Origin of the sequence: Arthrobacter silvisoli, assembly GCF_003369445.1 — a bacterium.
GTDB lineage: Bacteria > Actinomycetota > Actinomycetes > Actinomycetales > Micrococcaceae > Arthrobacter > Arthrobacter silvisoli.
The window spans coordinates 16,640-37,704 of sequence record NZ_QRCU01000029.1; the positions used below are offsets into that span (position 1 = coordinate 16,640).

Annotated in this window: 21 protein-coding genes; 13 read left to right on the forward strand and 8 right to left on the reverse strand. The window is 67.5% G+C overall.

Annotated elements, in window-relative coordinates:
* Nucleotides 1-3 precede the first annotated feature (3 nt).
* Nucleotides 4-1,053 (reverse strand): diacylglycerol/lipid kinase family protein, encoded by a 1,050-nt coding sequence (locus tag DWV11_RS07085; protein ID WP_115788187.1) that lies wholly within the window; start codon nucleotides 1,051-1,053, stop codon nucleotides 4-6.
* Between the two features lie 89 nt (nucleotides 1,054-1,142).
* Between DWV11_RS07085 and serS the strand changes: the two genes are divergently transcribed.
* Nucleotides 1,143-2,423 (forward strand): serine--tRNA ligase, encoded by a 1,281-nt coding sequence (serS, locus tag DWV11_RS07090; protein ID WP_115788188.1) that lies wholly within the window; start codon nucleotides 1,143-1,145, stop codon nucleotides 2,421-2,423.
* Nucleotides 2,424-2,540: 117 nt separating this feature from the next.
* Nucleotides 2,541-3,386, forward strand: a complete 846-nt coding sequence (locus DWV11_RS07095; RefSeq protein WP_115788189.1) for an HAD family hydrolase — start codon at nucleotides 2,541-2,543, stop codon at nucleotides 3,384-3,386.
* Between the two features lie 47 nt (nucleotides 3,387-3,433).
* Here DWV11_RS07095 and DWV11_RS07100 read toward each other — a convergent pair whose 3' ends face one another.
* Nucleotides 3,434-4,174 (reverse strand): GAF and ANTAR domain-containing protein, encoded by a 741-nt coding sequence (locus DWV11_RS07100; RefSeq protein ID WP_115788190.1) that lies wholly within the window; start codon nucleotides 4,172-4,174, stop codon nucleotides 3,434-3,436.
* A gap of 172 nt (nucleotides 4,175-4,346) precedes the next feature.
* Between DWV11_RS07100 and DWV11_RS07105 the strand changes: the two genes are divergently transcribed.
* From DWV11_RS07105 to DWV11_RS07120, 4 genes are all read left to right on the forward strand, one after another.
* On the forward strand, nucleotides 4,347-5,144 hold the full coding sequence (locus tag DWV11_RS07105) for a sigma-70 family RNA polymerase sigma factor (protein ID WP_115788191.1): 798 nt from the start codon (nucleotides 4,347-4,349) through the stop codon (nucleotides 5,142-5,144).
* A gap of 141 nt (nucleotides 5,145-5,285) precedes the next feature.
* Nucleotides 5,286-6,368 (forward strand): glycosyltransferase family 9 protein, encoded by a 1,083-nt coding sequence (locus DWV11_RS07110; protein ID WP_115788192.1) that lies wholly within the window; start codon nucleotides 5,286-5,288, stop codon nucleotides 6,366-6,368.
* 30 nt (nucleotides 6,369-6,398) lie between these two features.
* Entirely contained in the window at nucleotides 6,399-7,097 is a 699-nt protein-coding gene (locus DWV11_RS07115) for an SDR family oxidoreductase (RefSeq protein ID WP_115788193.1), read from the forward strand.
* Nucleotides 7,098-7,211: 114 nt separating this feature from the next.
* Entirely contained in the window at nucleotides 7,212-7,952 is a 741-nt protein-coding gene (locus DWV11_RS07120) for a hypothetical protein (protein ID WP_245953482.1), read from the forward strand.
* A 154-nt stretch (nucleotides 7,953-8,106) separates the two neighbouring features.
* Here DWV11_RS07120 and DWV11_RS07125 read toward each other — a convergent pair whose 3' ends face one another.
* The 6 genes from DWV11_RS07125 to DWV11_RS07150 form a co-directional block, all read right to left on the reverse strand.
* Nucleotides 8,107-8,706 carry a MarR family transcriptional regulator gene (locus DWV11_RS07125; protein WP_115788195.1) on the reverse strand — a complete coding sequence of 200 codons (600 nt, stop codon included), beginning with the start codon at nucleotides 8,704-8,706 and terminating at the stop codon, nucleotides 8,107-8,109.
* Nucleotides 8,707-8,785: 79 nt separating this feature from the next.
* Entirely contained in the window at nucleotides 8,786-9,418 is a 633-nt protein-coding gene (locus DWV11_RS07130; RefSeq protein ID WP_115788196.1) for a hypothetical protein, read from the reverse strand.
* Entirely contained in the window at nucleotides 9,405-10,031 is a 627-nt protein-coding gene (locus tag DWV11_RS07135) for a hypothetical protein (protein ID WP_115788197.1), read from the reverse strand. Before DWV11_RS07135 ends, DWV11_RS07130 begins: the two co-directional genes overlap by 14 nt.
* Before the next feature lie 34 nt (nucleotides 10,032-10,065).
* Nucleotides 10,066-10,842 carry a hypothetical protein gene (locus DWV11_RS07140; protein ID WP_115788198.1) on the reverse strand — a complete coding sequence of 259 codons (777 nt, stop codon included), beginning with the start codon at nucleotides 10,840-10,842 and terminating at the stop codon, nucleotides 10,066-10,068.
* Complete coding sequence (locus tag DWV11_RS07145) at nucleotides 10,839-11,816, reverse strand: WXG100 family type VII secretion target (RefSeq protein WP_115788199.1); 978 nt, start codon at nucleotides 11,814-11,816, stop codon at nucleotides 10,839-10,841. Before DWV11_RS07145 ends, DWV11_RS07140 begins: the two co-directional genes overlap by 4 nt.
* A 170-nt stretch (nucleotides 11,817-11,986) precedes the next feature.
* Entirely contained in the window at nucleotides 11,987-12,475 is a 489-nt protein-coding gene (locus DWV11_RS07150; RefSeq protein WP_070348382.1) for an inorganic diphosphatase, read from the reverse strand.
* Nucleotides 12,476-12,611: 136 nt separating this feature from the next.
* Here DWV11_RS07150 and dacB point away from each other — a divergent pair, with 136 nt between their 5' ends.
* The 7 genes from dacB to folP all read left to right on the forward strand — a co-directional run bounded on the left by dacB (nucleotide 12,612) and on the right by folP (nucleotide 21,050).
* Nucleotides 12,612-14,138: a D-alanyl-D-alanine carboxypeptidase/D-alanyl-D-alanine endopeptidase gene (gene dacB / locus DWV11_RS07155; RefSeq protein ID WP_425452048.1), complete on the forward strand. Its 1,527-nt coding sequence runs from the start codon at nucleotides 12,612-12,614 to the stop codon at nucleotides 14,136-14,138.
* Between the two features lie 57 nt (nucleotides 14,139-14,195).
* Complete coding sequence (locus DWV11_RS07160; protein WP_425452049.1) at nucleotides 14,196-15,332, forward strand: zinc-dependent metalloprotease; 1,137 nt, start codon at nucleotides 14,196-14,198, stop codon at nucleotides 15,330-15,332.
* Between the two features lie 110 nt (nucleotides 15,333-15,442).
* The gene (gene tilS, locus DWV11_RS07165; protein ID WP_115788212.1) at nucleotides 15,443-16,492 is read left to right on the forward strand and encodes a tRNA lysidine(34) synthetase TilS; all 1,050 of its coding nucleotides are present in this window, start codon (nucleotides 15,443-15,445) and stop codon (nucleotides 16,490-16,492) included.
* Between the two features lie 31 nt (nucleotides 16,493-16,523).
* Nucleotides 16,524-17,075, forward strand: coding sequence for a hypoxanthine phosphoribosyltransferase (hpt, locus tag DWV11_RS07170; RefSeq protein WP_115788213.1), 552 nt, complete (start codon nucleotides 16,524-16,526; stop codon nucleotides 17,073-17,075).
* A 277-nt stretch (nucleotides 17,076-17,352) separates the two neighbouring features.
* The gene (gene ftsH, locus DWV11_RS07175) at nucleotides 17,353-19,467 is read left to right on the forward strand and encodes an ATP-dependent zinc metalloprotease FtsH (protein ID WP_115788200.1); all 2,115 of its coding nucleotides are present in this window, start codon (nucleotides 17,353-17,355) and stop codon (nucleotides 19,465-19,467) included.
* A gap of 10 nt (nucleotides 19,468-19,477) precedes the next feature.
* Nucleotides 19,478-20,137, forward strand: a complete 660-nt coding sequence (gene folE / locus DWV11_RS07180; RefSeq protein WP_425452050.1) for a GTP cyclohydrolase I FolE — start codon at nucleotides 19,478-19,480, stop codon at nucleotides 20,135-20,137.
* 7 nt (nucleotides 20,138-20,144) lie between these two features.
* Nucleotides 20,145-21,050, forward strand: coding sequence for a dihydropteroate synthase (gene folP, locus DWV11_RS07185; RefSeq protein WP_115788201.1), 906 nt, complete (start codon nucleotides 20,145-20,147; stop codon nucleotides 21,048-21,050).
* Nucleotides 21,051-21,065: the final 15 nt, after the last annotated feature.

The following is a 21,065-nucleotide window of genomic DNA, read 5'->3' on the forward strand; positions in this document are numbered from 1 at the left end:
GCGCTAGCGGACGCGCACCAGCAATGACCGCGCTTCGACCTTGACGGTAACTTCCGTCGCCACGCCGGCGGGGTCGCCGTCAAGCTGTGTGGCCATCGGCTCGGAGCTGCGGATCACCACCTTGCCTGAACGGTAGAAATTCATCACCGGCAGGTTCCTGTTGTGCTTGAACAGCACCTTGGCGTACATCGCCAGCCAGCCGATGGCGCTGCGCGGGCTCATCACCACCACGTCCAGCATGCCGTCGTCGATCATGGCCTCGGGGATGAAGTCGATGCCGCCGGGGATCAGCCCGCAATTGGCGAACAGCACACTGCGGATCTTCCGCACTTGCTCGGGCTCGCCGTCCAGGGAGATGGTGACCCGCTTCCGCCGGCCCGGGAGGTGCCGCACCCCGGCCTCGGTGTATGCCAGCCAGCCCACCGCCTTCTTAAGGCCCGCGTTGGTATCGCCCACCACTTCGGCGTCCAGGCCCATGCCCGCGATGACCAGGAAGACGTGTTCGGAGGATTCGCCCGTGTGGCTGTTGGTGATGCCCATCCGGGCGGTGTCGATGTAGCGCTGGTGGCCGAACAGGGCCGTGTGGACGTTGCCGCGGAGGTCGCTGACGTCCAGGTCGAGGTTGCGGGCCAGCAGGTTGCCGGTTCCCAGGGGAACCAGTCCCATCGGGGTGGCGGTTCCCGCGAGGGCCTCGGCCACCACCCGCACGGTGCCGTCGCCGCCGCCCACCAGAACGACGTCGGCCCCGTAGTCCAGCGCAGCGCGGGCCTGGGCATGGCCGGGATCCTCCGCGGTGGTTTCAAAGAAAACCGGCGCATCCCAGCCAGCCAGTTCGCAGGCATCGGCGATCTCGCGGCGGGCCTCCTGCGAATGGCCCTTCACCGGGTTGAGCACCACGGCCACTTTTTGGGCGCCGGGCATCGGCTTGTGGGATTCGCCGCGCACTGCGCTCCTGCTGTGCCGGGCCTTGAGCCGGCGCACACCCCACCAACTGGAGACCAGGAAAACCACCATGCCCCCAGCGAGAACCGCGTAAAGGATCCAGTCGCCCATGATGCTCCAAGATTATCCCGGCGCGCCGCCCTTCCGGACCGAGGACGCAATGACCGCGGAGCTGGCCCGCGATTAGATACCCTTGTCAGGTGATCGACGTAAAAGACCTCAGCGAAAACCCGGACAAGTTCCGCGCCAGCCAGCGCGCCCGCGGAGCGGACGAGTCCCTGGTGGATGCGATCATCTCCGCCGACGCCGAACGCCGCGCCGCGCTGATCCACTTCGAGACGCTGCGGGCCGAGCAGAACGCCTTCGGCAAGAAGGTCGCCCAGGCCAAGGGTGAAGAGAAGCAGGCCCTGCTGGCCGAGGTCAAGGAACTCGCCAACGCAGTGAAGGCTGCCTCGGCGGATGCCGACGCCGCCCAGGCCAAGCACGACGAACTCTTGCGCATCATCCCCAACCTGATCGTCGACGGCGTGCCCGCCGGCGGCGAGGACGACTTCGTGGTCGTCAAGACTGTCGGCACTCCCCGTGAATTCCCGGACTTCGAACCGAAAGACCACCTCGAAATCGGTGAACTCATCGGCGCGATCGACATGGAACGCGGCGCCAAGGTGTCCGGTGCGCGCTTCTACTTCCTCCGTGGCGTGGGCGCGCGCCTTGAGATGGCGCTGCTGCAGATGGCCATGGACCAGGCGATCGAGGCCGGTTTCGTCCCGATGATCACCCCCACCCTGGTGCGTCCGGAGACCATGCAAGGCACCGGATTCGACGTGAAGCACGACGCCGAAATCTACCGTCTCGCCGAAGACGACCTTTACCTGGTGGGCACCTCCGAGGTGGCCCTGGCCGGTTACCACGCGGACGAGATCCTGGACTTCTCCGGCGGCCCCATCCGCTACGCCGGCCAGAGCTCCTGCTACCGCCGCGAGGCCGGTTCGCACGGCAAGGACACCCGCGGCATCATCCGCGTCCACCAGTTCAACAAGGTGGAGATGTTCATCTACACCACGGTGGAAGAGGCCGAGGCCGAGCACGAACGCCTCCTCGCCTGGGAAGAGGAAATGCTGGCCAAGTGCGAGCTGCCCTACCGCGTGATCGACACCGCCGCGGGCGACCTCGGCATGTCCGCCGCCCGCAAGTTCGACTGCGAAGCTTGGGTTCCCACGCAGCAGGCCTACCGCGAGCTCACCTCCACCTCGAACTGCACCACCTTCCAGGCACGCCGCCTGAACGTGCGTGAACGGGCCTTCGCCGCAGACGGTACGCCCAAGGGCACCCGCTCGGTGGCCACCCTGAACGGCACCCTGGCCACCACCCGCTGGATCGTGGCCATCCTGGAGCACCACCAGAACCCGGACGGCTCCGTCAACGTCCCCAAGGCACTGCAGAAGTACCTGGGCGGCCTTGAGGTGCTCCCGGTTCTGTAGGCGACTTGGGGGCGCCGGGCTGAACGTCCCGGCGCCCCCTGGTCTTCACGGCGAATTCATCCCCTGCTGTGGTGCCGGTCCTAGTGGCCGTCAGTGGGCTCTGCGACACTAAGGACCATGACTACTTTGACTGGCCCCTCAGTCGCTGGCATCGATGACCAGCGGAACGCAAACCATAAGCTCATGATCGCCCTGGACGTCGACGGCACCCTCGTGGACCACGACGGCCACATGTCGGCCGGGGTCCGCGAGGCCGCGCGGGGCGTGGTGGCGCAAGGTCATGACGTCCTCATCGCCACCGGCCGTTCGCTCAACGCCACCCTGCCCGTGATCGAGCAGGTCGGGCTGGAACGCGGTTACGCGGTGTGCTGCAACGGAGGCGTGACCCTGCGCCTGGACCCGGCCCTGGACGCCGGCTACGAGATCATCCACAAGGTCACCTTCGACCCCGCACCGGCCCTCAAGGCCCTCCGCGAACGGCTTCCCTCCGCCAAGTACGCCCTGGAGGACGAGAAAGGAAACTTCCTCTCGACCGAACGCTTCCAGGACGCGAGCTTCGGCGTCGAGGCCGTCGGCGTCGACTTCCAGACCATGCTGGAGGCCACGGCGGTGCGCGTCGTCGTCTTCAGCAGCGAGAACACCCCGGAGGAGTTTTCCACCGCCATCCGGCAGATCGGCCTCGCCGGCGTCACCTACTCGGTCGGCTGGACAGCGTGGCTGGACATCGCGGCCGCGGGCGTCACCAAAGCCAGCGCCCTGGAACAACTCCGCCGCCGGCTCGGTACCCACCGCAGCCGCACCCTGGCCGTCGGTGACGGGCGCAACGACATTGAGATGCTCGAATGGGCAGCCCGGGGCGTCGCCATGGGCCAGGCACCGGAGGAAGTGATCGCCGTCGCGGATGAGGTCACCGCCTCCGTGTACGACGACGGTGCGGCCCACGTTCTGCGCGGCCTGCTGTAGCTGCCGCACGGTTCCGTCGGACCCGCCTGAGCTGCCCGGGAACCGGGCTACGTGAAGTGCGTTGCGATGGGGCCGCCACCGGCCTTGTCAACGATGGCCTGGGCGACGTCCCGGAGCTTGATGTTCCGGTTGCTTGAGGCCCTCTTGATGATTTCCACGGCTTCAGCCTGGCTGCACCGATTCTGGGCGATGATGATGCCTGTTGCGACGTCGATGACCGTCCGGGACGTCATCGCGGCCCGGAGGTTCGCCGCGGCCTGGCTGTGCTGCGCAATGAGGACGGCCAGGCGGAGCCCCTTGGACGCTTGTTGTACGTAGTCGCTTGCCCGTTGGATCGCTGCCTCGTCGAAGCCGTGCACGCTTTCGGAATAGAGGTTCAGGCCGGCCTTGGCAGTGTCTTCAGGGAGCTGGAACGGCAAGGCCAACACAGAGCGGATACCGTTCGCGGCGGCTGCCTCGTTGTACTCGGGCCAGGTTTCATCCTTTTCAATGTCGGGGATGTGGATCCGGACCCCTGTCCGGGAGGCGGTGAGGCACGGTCCCTCCGCGAACTGGTACTGCAGTTCATCGAGCAACCGGGCCCGCTCGTCGCTGCTGGCCACCGTGACGGCGGAGCGATGGCGGAGCATGGTGACCCCACAGAAAACCCTGGCCTCGGGCGAACCGAGCATGGCTGCCGAGTGGCGTGCCAACTCAGTAAGGAATGCCTCGACGTCGGGTGTATCGAGAAGCAGGTCCTGGATGTCCGCGGCCACAGGCTGCGTGTCTGTTGCTGTCTGTTCGTCCATATGGATCTCCGATCCCCGACTGAGGCCCCTCTTGATAACTGCTCTTCTTGATAACTGCTCTTCGAGAAGAGACTTGGACAACCGTTGAAAACCATTGATAAGTATGCTTCCCTTTTAGGGAGTCTTGCAACCGGCTCACCCTTCTTACGCGCATGCCTAAGGGTGAACCCAAGTGCAACAAGACCAGTCATTGCCTACCCCCGAAAGTACCATCAGGCGGAGCTTCCGGGATGGTTTGGTGTTGGATCACCTGAATCTCGCGAAGGCCATCGCCTCCCGGTATTCGGCCCACGACCACGACTTCGAAGATATTCGCCAGGTTGCCTACATGGGCTTGATCAAGGCGGCCCGCCGATATGACGATTCCAAGGGGGTCGGCTTCCCGGCCTATGCCATTCCAACGATTGCGGGCGAGGTGAAGAGGTACCTCCGGGACCACTCCTGGGTGGTGCGGCCGCCACGGCCCGTCCAGGACTTGCGTCGCCACGCGCTGGCCCGGGCCGAGGAGCTGACCCAGTCCTTGCAGCGCTCCCCATCGCCGGAGGAGGTGGCGGCCGACCTCGGCATGGACCCTTGCCACGTGCGCGAAGCGCTGTTGGCCGGCACCAGCAAGCGGCCCGATTCGCTGGACGCCCCGGCGGCAGAAGATGGGGACGGTCTCCAAGGTCTGTTGTCCGGCGCCGGTGGACCCGCCGACCAGCTGGAGGACCTCCTTGCCCTGCGGATTGCGATCCGGAGCCTCCCGGCAGAGGACCGCCGCTTGTTGTACCGGCGGTATTACCTGGAGGAAACACAGTCCGCCATCGCCGGGACGCTGGGGGTGTCCCAGGTCCAGGTCTCCCGGAAGCTCGCCAGAATCCTGGTTGGCCTCCAGGCCCAACTGCTCGACGACGAAGCCCGCCTCCACGAACCCGCCGCGCCTCAGACCCGGGCGCCGCGGGCCCAGCTCCTTCAGGCTCCCGGTCCGTAGCAAACCGGCCTCTCCGCGGATCCAGCAGCACGAAACTTTCCTGTCGTCGCGATGTTTAGCGTGCGGTGAACCAGGGAACGTTGCGGGTATGGGAGGAACTGGAACGCGCTTGCGCGTGAATGAGCTCTTGGGTGCGCCTGGATGAGCCGCGTCCTGGTGGCGAGGCTGGACAGCATGGGCGACGTCCTCGTTTCGGGACCGGCGCTGCGCGCCGTCGCCAACGGAAGCAGGACGGACGGCAGCCGCCCCAACGACGTCGTGCTGCTCTGCGGGCCGGAAGGCGCGGGCGCCGGGGAAATGCTCCCGGGTGTCACTGAAGTCCACGCGTGGTCCTGCCCTTGGAACGTGAACCCGTCACCGGCAGCGACCGCCGGAGTGACCGATGACCTGGTTGAGTTCGTCCGCAGTTCCCGGATTGAGGAAGCCGTAATCCTCACGTCCTTCCACCAATCGCCGCTTCCGCTGGCGATGCTCCTGCGCCTGGCCGGTGTCCGCCGGATCACGGGTGCGGCCACGGACAGCGCGGGGTCCTTGTTGGACATCCGGCTCACCCCCGGTGAAGACTTCCCCGAAGATCAGGCCGAAGCCGTCCGCGCCCTGGCCATCGCGCAGGCTGCAGGCTTCGAACTTCCCCAGGGTGACGACGGCAAACTTCATATCAACCGGGCGCCCGACGATTTCGTCAATGAACTCTCCGACGAAGGGCCCTACATCGTGGTCCATCCCGGCGCGGCAGCACCGGCCAGGGCATGGCCGGTGCTGCATCACGCAGCCACAGTGGAACTCCTCGAGGCCCACGGCCATCGGGTCGTGGTCACGGGAAGTCCGGCCGAAGCTTCCCTCACGGCAACGGTGGCAGGACCTTCTGGCCGCAACCTCGGCGGCAGGACCAGCCTGCGCACGCTCGCAGCGCTCCTGGAGAGGGCCGCCGTCGTGGTCACCGGCGATACGGGACCCGCACATCTGGCTGCCGCCGTCGGGACGCCAGTGGTGTGCCTCTTTTCGCCGGTGGTTCCGGCCATCCGCTGGGCGCCGTACGGGGTGCCGATGGAACTCCTGGGTGACCAGGAGGCGGCCTGCAAGGGGACCCGGGCGCGGACGTGCCCCGTTCCGGGCCACCCCTGCCTGACTTCAGTGACGCCGGATGAGGTTTTGGAGGCCGTGAAACGGCTGCTGGGAGGCGTCTCCTCCCTCGCCACCCGACGCAGGGTGCGCAATCCATGAGAACCAGTCTTCACCAATGAAAGGAACCGAATGAAAAAGCAAGCACCAGGCCGCGTCATCGTGACCGGGGGCGGATCCGGCCTGGGCGCCGCGATCGTCGAAGTCATCCTCGACGCCGGCGGGACACCCTTCGTCTTCGACTTGGACGTCAGCAAGGTGACCGCTGCTAAGGCGTTGCAGGTGGACGTTTCCGATCGGGATGCCGTGGAGCGGGCAGTGAAAGAGGCAGCCGATATCCTCGGCGGCCTCGACGGCGTGGTGACGGCGGCCGGTATCGACCGCGGCGGCAAGCTGGGCGAGGTCCCGGCGGACGAGTGGGAAAAGGTCATCGGAGTGAACCTCCTGGGCACTGTTTCCGTGGTGCGTGCCGCTCTGCCATACCTCAGGGAATCCCGCGGCCGCGCCATTACCATCGCATCCACCCTCGGACTCCGGGCGCTGCCGGATGCCACGGCCTACTGCGCCTCGAAGTTCGCCGTGATCGGGTTCAGCCGGGCGCTGGCCGCAGAAACCGCGGGAGTCATTGGCGTCACCACCATCATTCCCGGCGGCATGAGCACGCACTTCTTCGATGACCGCAATGAGCAATACAAGCCGCAGGACGACGATTCCACGCTCAATGACCCGGTGAACGTGGCTCACGCCGTGGTCTTCGCGCTGGCCCAGCCATTGGGCAGCGAGGTCCGGGAACTGATCATCTGTCCGGCGGAAGAAGGAACGTGGCCATGAGGCCCCGGATGGCCGATTGAACCCGCGCCGAGAGGGTACAGGTCCACTGATAGCAATCATGCTTACTGTCCCGGCTGTTGCCCGCAGCCTGCCAACTGTGGAAAGAGAGCGAAAATGACCGAGAGCCAATCGCCGCAGGACGGAAGCGTCGCGGTGCCGCAGACAGCTGAGGAGGCCGGCGGTGATGTGATTGGCGGCGCCACGTCCCAAGCTCCCCAAACGGCCCAGGACGTGAAGGTGGATGCCCGGCGCCTGCTCACGCAGGCCAAGGACGACCTGGCGGAGCAAGCGGCAATACAGCAGCAGCGCGTGGCCGTTGGCCTGCGGTCCATCTCCGACGACCTGTCCGCCATGGCCGACGCATCCCAGGACGGTGGCGTGGCCACGGACTTGGTACGGCAGGCAGCCCAAGGTTCCTCCTCCCTGGCCGCATGGCTGGAAAATCGGGATCCAGGATCGCTCCTTGCCGAGATGAAGAGCTTTGCCCGCCGCAGGCCCGGCGCCCTCCTCCTGCTGGCTGCGGGCGCTGGCGTGCTGGCGGGCCGGCTCGGCCGCGGAATGGCGGACAACGGTTCTGCTGAATCTTCGGACACCGTCACGGCCACACCCCGCGCCGCCTACGAGCCCAACGCCGGTGGCGCAGTGCAGCCGCCCCCAGCGGACCCGCCCGGACCGCAAACCACCACGGCCGGTGCAGCCGGGGTGGCCGGAACGGTTGGCGCTGCCTGCTACGGCGCCGGCACTGGCGGCTACGACCCGGGAGTTGTGTACGACGCCGGCACAGCCTCAGGCGCGGAAGGCTCACCTGCCGCGTATCCCGGGGCGGACCCCGGCAGGGTCAAGGCCCATGGCTAGCCGCTCGCGGGCTCCTTTGACTCCGGCAATCCGGAAGACGGCGGTTCCCGATGAGCAGTCCCGTGGACCTGCCTCCCACGGAAGCCCGGATCAAAGCCGAAGCGATGCCCCTTCGGGAACTGCTGGGTGGGCTGGCGCGGCGCAGTAGCCGGGGTCAGCGCACCTCGAGGATCAGCGACAGCAACCTTGCCGCGGCCGGACGTGCCGCGTGCTCCTCGGCCCATTGGGCCCTGGCCAGGGCCTTGCTGACCGCCTGCGTGGTGATGCCAAGTTCCTCCGCCACGGCTTTCTGCTGCCCCCGGACGCCCGGCGTCAGGAGATCCAGCACCCGCCATTCGGCAGCGGTGCGGTGCTGCACCACGTGCCCCAGCAGGCGCAGCACGGCCTCGGATTCTGCCGCCAATGCGGCCACCGGTCCCTCGACCGCCACTGTCACCCCCTCCTTGCCGTTGCGCAGCCGGTCGACAGCCCGCCTGGCGTAGACCAGCCCATGCCCCGAGGCGTCCTTGATCTGGTTGGGCAGCGGTTCGTTCACCGGTCCGACGCCGATTCCCACGTACCAGTGCCCGCCCCGCAGGGCGATCAACGCGACCTCCACCGCCTGATGCGGACAGTCCACGATTCCCTGGACTTCGTCCTCCACCGAGCGGTCGAAGTCCAGCCGCGCGGGAATGTGCCGCAGGTCCTTGAGGAGCTGCGGCACGAGGTCGCCGTCGTGGCGACTGTCGCGTTGATTGATCGTCAGGGTGAACATGTGGATCACAGCCTACCGGCAGGTAGCTATGCGGCAAACGCCGGGAAACGCGGCGTCACCGGGCGGGTCCGGAAGCGCGTCAGTCCAGGCTTGTGTGGGTGCTGACGACGGCGGGCGGCAGCGCCCGGGACGCGACGCGCGCGGCGCCGGGAACACCGGCGTCGAGCATTGCCTGTTGAATTGCGAGCACGAGCGGGGCGGTCCCGCTCCTGCTCTCGAAGAGCCAGAAACCGGTGCCTGCGCGGAAGACCAAGGCGTTCCTTCCCGGGACGCCCAGGGAAGTTTTCCTGCCCGCGGCAAGCATCCTGGAAGGGGTGGTGCCTTCCGCGGTGGTCACGGCCTTGATGGTGGCAGGGTCGATCTCCGACCAGCGGAAGACCAGAGTGGTGTGTCTTCGCGCGATGCGGGCCGCGAGACCGCCGTCGAACACGAGCAGCTTACGGAAGCTCATCAGCAGCGTCAGCGACCACAGCACCAGGCCTGTAAGCAGGCTGACCAGCACAAACAGCGGAACATCGCTGAAGAGCCCCGGCTCCCGGCTTGACCGGGGCGTCACGAACTCGCCGACGGCACCGTAGGCAAACCCGACAGCCAAACACGGCAGCAGCGCCTTCCAGTACACCTTGCTGGACGTGGCCACAAAGCGGAGCGCGCCGAGCTCAGGACCAAGCCTGCGTGCGGCGCGCCGGACCAGCCAATTACGGCCGCGCATCGGGCTGCCGGCCGTACAGCTTGGGCAGGCCCTGATCGTCCTTGTGGCCGGCTGCAGCCTTGGGGTCCGGAACAGGGGACTGGCCGCGGGCCAGTCCGGAGCGCAGGTCGATGGCGGTGAACTTGGCTTCGAAGCTGTCGCCGCCGCTGCCGCTGAGGGCCGCGGAGATCGTCAGGACGACGTAGAGGGGGGCGAAGGACCAGCAAACGGCCCGCCAGCCGCCCAGCCAGGCCCCGGAGGTGGTGCCGTCGCTGATCCGCACGCCACGCATGCCGGACGCCGCATCGCCCAGTCCGCCGAAAGCCCCGCAGACCATGCCATAGCCGAAGAGCACCAGGAACCAGATCGCCGCCACGGCTCCGTAGAACGCGCCGGTGCTGGAGGCGAGCGTGTAGGAGAGCGGGCCCAGGGCGTAGTTCTGGACCATGCTGTTGAAGACCACGATCAGGACCCCGGCCACCGCGATGACCGCCAGCGCGTCAAGGACCCTTCCCCAGAAGTGGGGCCAACCGGCCTTGCGCACGTAGTAGTTGCCGGTCTCGGTGTGGCGCCGGACGGGCAGGCCGTTGGCGGCGTCGACAAGGCCGGTGGACTGGGGGTGTTTGCTGCTCATGAGGGACTTTCGGGACGTCGGTATGGTCGGTCGGCTAGGACAGGCCTGCGAGGCCGCCAAGAATCCCGGCCAGGGTCTCCCGGGACGTTTCACGCAGTTCCAGGGAGACGGAGCCGTCCTGGGTGGAAGGCGTCAGCAGGTGGACGGCGGCCGGGGCCGTGTAGACAGTGACGGTGGGGAAGTCCTCGGCGTCGGAGCCGAAAGCAACCACGTTGCTCGCCGCGCGGGCGTCGGCCAGCACAGTCGGTGCGTTCGCCTCGAATTCGGCCTCCGTGAAGGAAACGGCGTCGGTGTCGTGGGCAGCGGATCCTTCGGGGTCCACGAACCCTGCCAGCCGGTCGGCCAGCACGCCGCGGGAGACCACGGTGAAGCCGTGCAGGCCGCCGTCGTCCACTTCCTCCAGCAGCGCGCCCTCGGGGTGGACATAGGCGTAAAGCCAGCGCCGTCCGGTGGAGACCGTGCGCTCAATCGAGACGACGGTGTTTCCGCTGCGGCGCAGGGCAAGGGCGCCGGTGATGTCTTCGGTGGCGTGCAGCCGTGTCGGCTCGCTTTCGCCTTCGAAGATCACGGGGTAGACGAGCTCCTTGGCCAGCAGTCCGCGCAGGGCCACCGCGCACATGACATCCTTGCCGGCGTCCTGGGCCGTGAGCCACGGCAGGGCGACGATCTGCTCGCGCTGGACGCCGTCCAGGGCCACGACCTCTTCATCCGTGAGCGTGGGCAGGGCGAAGCCGTCATCGGACGCCTTGCCCAGGACAGCAGCCGCGCAGCGGACGTCGCGCTCGGTCCAATTGATCGTGTTTGCAGTCATCCGAAAATCCCTCCGACGAACTTACCGACTGATTTGGCCGCGTTACTGACCCCGTCTGCAACCTTAGTGCCTACGTCCTTTGCGAATCCGGCCACCTCCTTGGCCCCGTCGGCGATGTAGCTGCCCGGGTTCCTGGCGAAGTTGCTGATTGAATCCCAGTTGTCCGCCACGAGGTTGCCCAGTGCCCAGGCGCCGGCGACGAGCCCGGCCCCGACCACGATCGGCGCGCCGATCGGTCCCAGCATCGCCGCACCCCCGGCTGTCATCAGCATGATGCTGCCCACGCCGCCCACCACCGAGAGGCCGCCCGCCACGCGGTCTCCGGTGCCGCGCCAGCCGTCATGCTCGGGACTGATGATGTCGCTGATGCCGCCCACGATGTTCAGGGGAGCTGCCAGTGCCCCGGCCATGCGCAGGCCTTTGGAGAACTTGGTGGCGTCCTGGAAAGCCTGGCTGTAAGGGATGTTCGCCTTGAGGTCGGTGATGACATCCGTGATCTTGCCGCCGCTGCGCAGTGCATCGAGAGCCTCGCGGAGTACGGTGCCGCCGGCCCGCCAGTTGGTGAGGACTTCCTTGGTCTTGGCGAACTCCTGCCACCCGAGCTTCCCCAGTTTGTACGCCTGCCACAGCTGGGCGCCCACTTCCTTGACGCCGGTGGCGGTGTCGTACACGTCCTTGATGACGCCCACCGAACTTTCGCCGCTCTTGTGGCTGGCGAACTCCTGCTGGTTGGCGTGCTTCTTCAGTTCGCTCGCACCCGATCGCAGCATGGACGCGGCCTTGATGAGGCTCTGGCGGTGCCTGCCGTTCCAATCACTCTTGAACTGGGCGGCGTCCTGGCCCTTCCACGAGGTGTTGGAGTTGATGAGCTGCGTCAGTTGCGAGCCCTGCAGGGCGATCGTGTCTGCTGCCTTGCCCATGACCCCGGCCAGCGACCGCAGCTGCGCGACGTCGGCGCCATAGAATCCCGCCATCCGGATTCCCCCGTTCTCCGTGGTTTGTCAGTTCCGACCCAGCCTATGGACCGGCCTTCCGCCCCGTCGATGGGGATCCCTCCCCATGCGGACAGTGCTTAAACAAACGACGGCGGCAGGCCAGGTCCCATGGAACCCGGCCTGCCGCCGTCGTGCAAGTCAAACGGGCGTTAGTGGCCCTCTGCCTCGAAGCGCTTGATGGAGGCTTCCAGTTCGGCCTCGGCGGCCGCGCGGTCGGCCCAGCCTTCGGCCTTGACCCACTTGCCCGGCTCGAGGTCCTTGTAGCGGGTGAAGAAGTGCTCGATTTCCTTGATGAGGAATTCGCTGACGTCCGAAACTTCCTGGATGTGGTCGAAGCGCGGGTCCGCGGGAACGCAGAGGACCTTGGCGTCTCCGCCGCCGTCGTCGGTCATGTTGAAGACGCCGATCGGGCGGGCCTCGACGATCACGCCGGGGTGCAGGTCGAAGTCCTGCAGGAGCACCAGGGCGTCCAGCGGGTCGCCGTCCTCGCCCAGGGTGTTCTCGAAGAAACCGTAGTGGGTGGGGTACTGCATGGACGTGAACAGGATGCGGTCCAGGCGGACGCGGCCGGTCTCGTGGTCAACTTCGTACTTGACGCGCGATCCCTTCGGGATCTCGATGGTGACGTCATGCTTCATGGAATGCTCCTTGACGGTATTGGCGTGGGCGCGGCAAAAGAACGGCCGTCGCCGCCGACTACTATTGAGGATATAGCGAGAGGTCCAGGTTTCTTGAAACGGGGGACGTCCAGGAAGTCAAAGGACCACAAGCCAGATGAAGGGCCAGAAGCAGGCTGCCGTGCCGGAACCCCAGTCGGATGACCAAAGTAAACCGGCAACCCACGGCCCGGAGAAACCCCGCGGCTCCCGCGCGATCAGTTCCCGTGCGATCAGCGCATTGCGGTCGCTGGGCCTCGCCGCAGCGATTGCCGCGCTCGCCGTCCCGATGGTCCTCAACCTTGCCCCGGCCTTCATTGCGCCGCAGCACGCGCCTGCCGCCGGGCTTCCCCTGTGGCAACGCGCGCCGGAGCAGCTTTCCGCCTCCCGCGGCGTGGCACCGCTGGACCCTTCCGCGCCGCGTCCCCTGCCCGCCAGGCTCGCCGCGCAGCTGGACGCTGCCCTGACGCCCGACGGCGGCGGCAACTTCACGGCGGTGGTCCAGGATGCGCTGAGCGGCGACGTCCTCTACGAGCGCGACGGCGGCAAGAACCAGGTGCCGGCGTCCAACATGAAGCTGCTCACCGCCGTCGCCGCCCTGCGTTCCCTCGGCCCCGAGACCCGTTTCAGCACCCAGGTCCTGGCCGGCCCGAAACCCGGCACGGTGGTGCTGCGCGGCGGCGGGGACGTGCTGCTGTCCGCGGGCCGTTCCGCGCCGGAGGAGGTCATGGGCCGGGCCGGGCTGCAGACCCTCGCCGCGGAAACCGTTGAGGCGCTGTCGAAAGAGGGCGTCACGGGTCCCGTTTCGGTGCAGCTGGACGACTCCCTGTTCACGGGCAAGGCGCTCAACCCTGCCTGGAGCCTGGAAGACGTCGACGCCGGCGAAACCGCGCCGCTGTTCCCGCTCGCGATGAACGGCGGCAGGGACACTCCCGCCGCAGTCGGCGGACCGCGGCCCGAAGACGCCGCGCTTGATGCGGCGCGGACTTTCACCACCAAGCTGAAATCGGCAGGTGCCGCTGCGGGCATCACTGTCCGGACCGCCGTCGTACGGGCCAAAGCGCCTGCCGACGCCGGGGTGCTGGCCGCCGTCGAATCCGCCACCGTCCGCCAGCAGGTGGATCTGATGCTGGAGACCTCCGATAACTACCTCGCCGAAGTGCTGGGCCGCATGGCCTCGTTCGCTACCGGCGGGCCCGCATCCAACGACGGCGCCACGGCGGCCGTGCGGACGCAGCTTGGCCAGCTGGGGATCGACACCGCCTCGATGCGGCTCTCCGACGTGTCCGGACTGTCCTTGGCGAACCAGGTGACCACGCGGCAGTTCGCCGAGGTGGTCCGCGCGATCACCTCGGGACCGGACACCCGGCTCCGGGCCGCGCTCGCCGGATTCCCGGTGGCCGGCCTGACGGGAACCCTGGACGACCGCTACGTCGACGCCAGCACCGCCAGCGGGGCCGGCCTGGTGCGGGCCAAGACGGGCACGCTGAACTCCGTCCTCGCCCTGAGCGGCTATGTGGTGGACGCCGATGGCCGGCTCCTGGTGTTCTCTTTCATCGGCAACGGACTTACCCCCGGCGCAGCAGGCAATAAGGTGGCGCTGGACCGGGCCGCGTCCGCACTGGCATCCTGTGGCTGCCGCTGAATCCAGGCCTCCGCGTGCAGCGAACTTAAGGGACGGCTGTCAGGGGGCTGTGTTCGAATGGGAAGCATGGAGTCCCAGCAGCATGCCAATCCAGCCGGCACCAACTCCCAGTCCCTGATCAACTGGGAGCTCGCCGCGTCCACGGCGGCCCGGCTCGCCCCGCCGGGCCCGGCCATGAGCCCGTCGGAAATCGGCCGCGCGGTGAACAGCCTGCGCCGCAGCGCCGAAATCTCCGTGCCGTACGTCCACGAGATCACCGGCCTGGAAGCTGCCCGGGACCTTCACGACTCCCACGTCCTGGTGGTGGACCGGGCCTCCTGGTCCAAGGCAAACACCCAGAGCTTCGCCGTGATGCTCCAGCCAGCCCTGCAACAGATGCTTGACTCCCGCCGCGGCGTCACCCTGACCCCGGCAGCGGCGGCCACCAGCGGTGCAATCACCGGAAGCCAGCTCGGCGCCGTCCTCGCCTTCCTGTCCAGCAAGGTCCTGGGCCAGTACGATCCCTTTGCCGCACTCGCCCCGGAGTCCAAGGCCCCTTCCGGCGGCCGCCTGCTCCTCGTGGCGCCGAACATAGTCTCCGTGGAACGCGAACTCAACGTCGACCCCGACGACTTCCGGCTCTGGGTCTGCCTGCACGAACAGACGCACCGGGTGCAGTTCGCCGCAGCGCCCTGGCTGCGCCACCACATGCTCGAGGAAATCGAGAAGCTGAGCAGCAACCTGCTGGGCAACGTCGACTCGCTCATGGAGCGTGCCAGCGCCGCCGCCCGGTCCCTGCGCGACCGCTCCGCCCCCGGGGACATCCCGCGCCGTGGAGCCATCCTCGACCTGCTGCAGAACCCCGAGGAGAAGGCGTCCCTCTCCCACCTCACGGCTGTCATGAGCCTGCTGGAGGGCCACGCCAATGTGGTGATGGACGCCGTCGATTCCTCCCTGGTTCCGTCAGTGAAGACCATCCGGCAGCGCTTCAACGCGCGCGGCAAGGACCGCGGCGTGATCGAGAAGTTCATCCGCAACCTGCTGGGCCTGGACGCCAAGATGCGCCAGTACAGCGACGGCGCCAAGTTCGTCCGTGCCGTGGTGGCCGTGGTGGGGATGGAGGGCCTCAACCGGGTCTGGGAGTCCGCCGAGCACCTGCCCACCGAAGAGGAAATCCACGACGCCAAGCTGTGGCTCGAGCGGATGGGGCTGTGAGCGACGGGGCTGTGAACAACCGGCCCGCAAGTGATGGCCCGGACGGCAGGACCAGCGGCCGACGGCGGCCCGGCCGCCTCGCGCCGGTCGTCGGCAAGGCGCGCAACCATCTGCGGGACGCACTGGCGGCAGCCGGCTACCCGGAGCGGGTCCTCGTCGCTTGCAGCGGCGGCCCCGATTCCCTGGCGCTGGCCGCTGTGGCCGCGCATTTCGCCCGCCGCGGCACTGTGGACGGACACCCGGTGTCCGTGGCCGCCGTCGTCGTTGACCACCAGTTGCAGGAAGGGTCCGCAGGGGTTGCCGCGGAAACCGTCGCTGTCCTTCAGGAACTGGGCCTTTCACCGGTCCAACTGCGCACCGTCGAGGTGGCCGCCACCGGCTTCGGGCCGGAGGCCGCTGCACGCGACGCCCGGCACGCCGCCCTCGAGGCCGCGGCCGATGAACTGGGCTGCGGCGCGATCCTGCTCGGCCACACCTTGGATGACCAGGCCGAACAGGTCCTCCTCGGCCTCGCCCGCGGTTCCGGGACCCGGTCCCTGGCCGGGATGCGGCCCGCGCGCGGCAGGCTCCTGCGCCCGTTCCTGGGCCTGCGCCGTGAAGAAACCCTTGAAATCTGCGCCGTCGAAGGCCTGGATCCCTGGCACGATCCGCACAACACCGACCCCGCCTTCGCGCGCTCGCGGACCCGGGTGGACGTGATGCCCCTGCTGGAGGAGAAGCTCGGGCCCGGCGTCGCCGAATCCCTCGCGCGCACCGCAGCCATCCTGCAGCAGGACGCCGACTTCCTGGAGGAACTCGCCGCCGGGCGCTACGCCGGGCTCGTGCAGCGCACGGACGACGGCGTCTGGCTCCCCGAAGCCGCGGTCAGGGAACTGCCGCCGGCCCTCAGGTTCCGGGTGATCGCCAAGGCGGCGGCCGACGTCGGGGGCCAGCAACCCGGGTACGGGCGCCTCCAGGCGGCCGAGGCACTGCTACGGAGGCAGGGGTCCGCGGGGCCGGTCCAGCTGCCGGGCAATGTCAGCGTCTACCGGCTGTCGCTTGCCGGGCAGGCGGAGGAGAAACTGGCACTGGCGAAGCAGCCCGGGCAGCCTGACGTTCCCCGCGGAGGGGATGGCTGTGGGAAGCTAGTATTCCGGCATCACAAAACGCCCCAGCACTAGCCGCAGACCCGCATCAACACAGGAGCCATTGGTGGATTCAACCGACGTCCAGGCAGACCTCAAACACGTTCTCTACACCAAAGAGCAGATCCAGCAGCGGATCACCGAACTCGCAGCACAGATCGACAAGGATTATGAGGGCCGCGAGCTCCTGATCGTGGGCGTCCTGAAGGGTGCCGTCATGGTCATGGCCGACCTCGCACGCGCCCTGCACAGCCACGTCAGCATGGACTGGATGGCCGTCTCCTCCTACGGCTCCGGCACCCAGTCCTCCGGAGTGGTCCGCATCCTCAAGGACCTCGACACCGACCTCATGGGCAAGGACGTGCTGATCGTCGAAGACATCATCGATTCCGGCCTGACCCTTTCCTGGCTCAAGACCAACCTGGAATCCCGCGGCACCTCCTCGGTGGAAATCTGCACCGCGTTCCGCAAGCCGGACGCCGCGAAGGTCGAGCTGGACGTGAAGTACGTCGGCTACGACCTGCCCAACGAATTCGTGGTTGGCTACGGCCTGGACTACGCCGAGAAGTACCGCAACCTGGAGTTCGTGGGCACCCTGGCCCCGCACGTCTACGAGTAGCGAGCACGTGCCGGGCATCCGGACAGCATGAAGGCGGCTTCCCTCTCGGGAGGCCGCCTTCATTTATTCAAGCCTTTGTTCCAGCCCTGACGCCCGGAGACACCGGTCTCCGGCTGGGTGGTCCATCCGTGATGTACGCCGAGAGGGAACTTTTCCCAGGAGCTATGCGTGAATTACTCGGAACGGTGTAAACCTAGAATTGTCGCAGCACCGCACGCGCATAGAACGCTGCGCCGTACAGCACTACCAGGAGGGACGGGGCCTGGCCCCGGAATAGATGAAAGCTAAGAATTTCTTCAAGGGCCCGGGCATCTGGATTGTTGTCGTGGTCGCCTTGCTCCTGGTGGCCTTCGCGACGCTGTTGCCTGGCGGGTCCACCCGGATCGACACCGACCGGGGCCTGGAACTCCTCACCCAAAGCGGCAAGGTGGAGCAGGCCAAGATCTTCGATGCGGAGAACCGTGTGGACCTGGTGCTGAAGGACAACCTGGTCATCGACGGCCAGGACAAGGGCAAGAATGTCCAGTTCTTCTACGTGAACCCGCGCGGCGCTGACGTCGTCAAGGCGGTGACCGACGCCAAACCGAGCAAGGGCTTCACCGACCAGCCCGTCGAGAACAACTGGTTCTCCGGACTGTTCTCCCTGCTGGTTCCCGTGCTGCTGCTCGGCGTGCTGTTCTGGTTCCTGCTCTCCCGCATGCAGGGCGGCGGGTCCAAGGTCATGCAGTTCGGCAAGTCCCGGGCCAAGATGATCAGCAAGGACATGCCGCAGGTGACCTTCGCCGACGTCGCCGGTGCTGACGAAGCCGTAGAGGAGCTTCAGGAAATCAAGGAATTCCTTGCGGAACCGGGCAAATTCCAGGCAGTCGGCGCCAAGATCCCCAAGGGCGTCCTGCTGTTCGGCCCTCCCGGTACCGGCAAGACCCTCCTCGCCCGCGCCGTCGCCGGCGAGGCCGGGGTGCCGTTCTTCTCCATCTCCGGTTCGGACTTCGTGGAAATGTTTGTCGGTGTGGGCGCCTCCCGCGTCCGCGACCTCTTCGAACAGGCCAAGGCCAACAGCCCGGCCATCATCTTCGTTGACGAGATCGACGCCGTCGGCCGCCACCGCGGTGCCGGCATCGGCGGCGGCAATGACGAACGCGAGCAGACCCTCAACCAGATGCTCGTTGAAATGGACGGCTTCGACGCCAAAACCAACGTCATCATGATCGCCGCCACGAACCGCCCGGACATCCTGGACCCGGCCCTGCTGCGCCCGGGCCGCTTCGACCGGCAGATCTCCGTGGACGCCCCGGACCGGCTGGGCCGCGAACACATCCTGCGGGTCCACTCGAAGGGCAAGCCGCTGGCTCCCGGTGTGGACCTGAACGCCGTCGCAAAGAAGACCCCCGGCTACACCGGTGCGGACCTTGCGAACGTGCTGAACGAGGCCGCCCTGCTGACGGCCCGCTCCAACGCCCAGCTCATTGACGACCGGGCCCTCGACGAAGGCATCGACCGTGTCATGGGCGGCCCGCAGAAGCGCAGCCGCGTCCAGAAGGAGCACGACCGCAAGCTCACTGCCTACCACGAAGGCGGCCACGCCCTGGTGGCGGCGGCCCTGCACAACGCGCCGCCGGTCACAAAGGTCACCATCCTGCCGCGCGGCCGCGCCGGCGGCTACACCATGGTGGTGCCGGACGAGGACCCGCAGGGCTACACCCGCAACGAGCTGCTGGACCGCATGGCCTGGGCCATGGGCGGCCGCGTCGCCGAGGAAATCGTCTTCCACGACCCCAGCACGGGTGCGTCCAACGACATCGAACAGGCCACCAGCACCGCCCGCCGCATGGTCAGCGACCTCGGCATGAGCGAGAAGGTCGGCACCATCAAGGTCAGCGGCGGCGACTCCGATCCGCTGACCGGCCGCGGCGGCGCCGGCTCCGCACCGATCATCTCTAACCAGTTGGCCGCCCTCGTTGACGACGAGGTCCGCCGGCTCCTCGATGAAGCGCACGACGAGGCCTATCAGATCCTCACCGAAAACCGCGACATCCTGGACCAGATCGCCCTGGAACTGCTGGAACGCGAAACCATCAACCAGGCCGACGTCGAGCGCCTCACCGCTGGTGTCCGCAAGCCCGTCGTCCGCCCGATCTGGCTCTCCAAGGAGACCCGCCCGGTCCAGCACATCGCCCCCGTCCTGTCCTCCCGGGAACGCGCCCAGCTAGCCGCCGAAGCGGCCGCACGGGCAGCCGCCGGCGAAGACGGCGAAGGCGAACTGCTGCCCCCGGCACTGGCCCACCCGGCAGCGGAACGGCCGTACGACAGCGGGGTTCCCGGGCACGAGTCGCAGCGTCCGGCAGGTCACACAGAGCCCGAGGCGGGCACCGACGTCGTACATCGCGGCTAAGCTTTCTGCTGTGACTCACATCGACGATGACGACTTCAGTGGTGCCTTCGGCGTGGTGTCCGCCGGTGAATCCGGCGGTTCCCACGGCCACGGCAAGCACTCCCACAAGGTGGACCGGCCCCGGATCGAGGCCGCTGTGCGCGAGATCCTCCTCGCGATAGGGGAGGACCCGGACCGCGGCGGACTGGTGGATACGCCCAAGCGCGTCGCCAAGGCCTACGCGGAAGTCTTCGCCGGCCTGCACCAGGACCCGGAAGAAATCCTGTCGACCACCTTCGACCTTGACCACGAGGAACTCGTGCTGGTCAAGGATATTCCGTTCTACTCCACCTGCGAGCACCACCTGGTCCCGTTCCACGGTGTGGCCCACGTCGGCTACATCCCGTCCCACGACGGCAGGGTCACCGGGCTGAGCAAGCTGGCCCGCCTCGTGGACATCTTCGCCCGCCGCCCGCAGGTGCAGGAACGGCTGACCACCCAGATCGTTGAGGCCCTAGTGGAGCACCTCAGCCCCCGCGGCGCCATCGTCGTCGTCGAATGCGAGCACATGTGCATGTCCATGCGCGGCATTCGGAAGCCCGGCGCGAAGACCGTCACCAGCGCGGTGCGCGGTCAACTTCATGACCCGGCTACCCGCGCCGAAGCCATGAGCCTCATCCTCGGAAGGTAAGAAGACCATGGACTCCCTCGCAGCAGCACCCGGAACAGGACCAGCAACCAACCCCCTGCCCATCCTCCGCAAACCGCGTGCGGCGGCCCGTTTCGAAGACCTGCCGGTAGACCGCACGGTGGTCATGGGGATCCTGAACGTCACCCCTGATTCCTTCAGCGACGGCGGCAAGCACCCGACGGCGGACACCGCCATCGCTCACGGCCTGCGGATGTTCTACGCCGGGGCGGACATCATCGACATCGGCGGCGAATCCACCCGCCCGGGTGCCGAGTCCGTCACCCCCGAAGAGGAACAGCGCCGTGTCCTGCCGGCCATCCGGGCCCTGGTCAAGGCCGGCGCCCTGGTCAGCGTCGACACCACGCACACCTCCACCGCGGCGGCCGCGATCGAGGCCGGCGCGGCGATCATCAACGACGTGTCCGGCCTGACCATCGAGCCCGGCATGGCCGAACTCATCGCCGCCAGCAAGGTGAAGTACATCCTCACCCACCGCCGGGGCGACGCCGAGAGCATGGACAGCCTGGCCGAGTACGGCAGCGTGGTGGACGAGGTGATCGAGGAACTGGAAGGCGTCCGGGGCAAGCTGTACGCGGCCGGCGTCGCGCCCGAGCAGATCATCGTGGACCCGGGCCTGGGCTTTTCCAAGAACGAAGCCCAGAACTGGGAACTCCTCAAGCACATCGGCAAGCTGGACGCGCTGGGCCACCCGATCCTCGTCGGGGCCTCCCGCAAGCGCTTCCTGGGCAGCCTGCTGACCGTCGCCGGCAAGGCGGCCGCCCCGGAGGAGCGGGACTACGCCACGGCGGCGATCACCGCAATCAGCGCCGCACGCGGCATCTGGGGCGTGCGCGTGCACGACGTCGGTCCCAGCCTGGATGCGGTCAAGGTCGCCGCGCGCATCCGGCACTGAAGCTCGCGTATCCGA